At 71.5% G+C, this 1,808-nt stretch carries 2 protein-coding genes; both read right to left on the minus strand.

The features are described from left to right. The coding region (locus DBR10_RS19965) for a PAS domain S-box protein (RefSeq protein ID WP_233243372.1) at positions 1 to 625 on the minus strand (625 nt) is incomplete at its 3' end. 302 nt (positions 626 to 927) lie between these two features. Further along, positions 928 to 1,808 (minus strand): ATP-binding cassette domain-containing protein (locus DBR10_RS10755; protein ID WP_146187837.1); only part of this gene is annotated, 881 nt, incomplete at its 5' end.

A 1,808-nucleotide genomic window follows, 5' to 3' on the forward strand; every position in this document is an offset into this window, starting at 1 on the left:
CGCCGACCACCACCCGGCCCATGCCGATGATCCGCTTTTCGCCCGTACGGGCATAGCGGTCCAGATAGCCGTCATGGGCCTGGCGATAGGGGCTGGGCATCAGCAGGCTGACGTTCTGGCCGATGGCTTCACCCGCCGTCCACCCGAATAGCCGCTCGGCAGCCGGGCTGAACGAGGTCATGATCCCGGCCCGGTCAATGACGACGATGGCGTCGGGCACGGTGTCGAGAATGGACTGCAGGTGGGCATTGACTGCGGCCGCCCGACGCCGGGCGGCATGGAACCAGCCGCCGCCGACGGCCATGCCGATCCCGACCAGCAGGAAGATCACGCCGCTCAGGGCTCCGGTCAGGTCATGCACGTCGCCGCCGGTGACCCAGCCGATCGCCAGGCTGGCGCAGACGGTGGCGAACAGGCCGCAGACCAGGCCGCCCATGGCCGCGCTGAGCAGCACGGCCGGCACGAACAGCAGGAACGAGGCCGAGGCGTTGAACGCGACCGCCAGCGACAGATGAAGCAGGAACGTCAGGGCTACCAGGCCCGCCGCGACCAGGTAGGGCGCGGGACGGGCGGCGCTGTAGAGCGGGTTTGCGGCCGCGATGGCACCGTTGCGGGTCAGGGACATGGTGCTCTCGATAGGGCGTTTCGCGGCGTCCCGGGAAGGGGCTGTGGCATCGGCTCTGTCCGGGCCCCGGGCATTTGATCCCGATCAAGGCGGCGTGGTTTCGCCTCGGCGATCATGCAGGCCTCAACATGGAGGTCTCTCATGACAGGCGGTCAACTCGCATATCTCTCACTGGTCATCGTCGCCTTTTCGGCCTTCGCCGTGGCCCTGTTCGGTGGCTATCTCTACACCAACCTCGGCAAGAAATAGCCCCGATCCCGGTCGGCGGCCAAACGGCCCGGTGCTGCGGTACCGGGCCTTTTTCATGCCTGTGACCCGGCGGCGCTTATCTGGATCTGCCGCCCGCAGAGGGCCAGCAGGGCTGGGCGGTGGCTGACCAGCAGCAGGCCCTGACCCGTCCGGTCGAGGCGCGCGGCCAGCCTCGCCATCACCAGGGCTTCGGTGGCGGCATCCAGACCCTCGGTCGGTTCGTCCAGCAGCAGCCAGTGCGCCGGCCGCAGCAGGGCGCGGGCCAGGGACAGGCGCCGCCGCTCGCCGCCCGAAAGCCGCTCGCCATTGTCGCCCAGCCAGGTGTTCAGACCCTGGGCGGCGGCGGCGATCCGCGCGTCCAGACCGGCATCGCGCAGGGCGTCCCAGAGAGCATCGTCCGGGGCCTCGGGGGCCGCCAGCCGCAGGTTCTGGGCCACAGTTCCTGCCATTAGCGCGGCATCCTGGGGCGAAGCGCTGAAGGCCGCCCGCGCCGCCTCCGGCGTCATCGTCGACAGGTCCTGACCGTTCAGGCGCAGGGTTCCGGGCGCGCAGGGCCTCAGGGCCAGCAGACGCTCCAGCAGGGTGGTCTTGCCGGCGCCCGACGGCCCCAGGATCGCGACCCGTTCGCCCGGCGCGAGGTCCTCGCCGGCGAGATGCAGGGTCGGGGCCTCGGGAGTCTTGACCTCCTGCGGGACGGTAGGCGGCGGGGGCGCATATTGCAGAAGGCTGTCCAGCCGCCGCGCCGCCTGATCGGCGGCCCCGTCCTGGTCGAAGGCGGCGACCACGGCCGACAGTCCGTCCACGGCCATGACGGCGGCGAGGCCCGCCATGGCGGCGAGGGCGGCCCCGGCGGGCGCGGCCAGGGCGATGGCGGCGCTGGCGGCCAGGCCCTGGATCGCCGCCTGGGACAGGGTGATCCAGCCCCGGGCCCGGG

The sequence above is a fragment of the Caulobacter sp. HMWF025 genome, from assembly GCF_003060965.1.
Classification (GTDB): Bacteria; Pseudomonadota; Alphaproteobacteria; order Caulobacterales; family Caulobacteraceae; genus Caulobacter.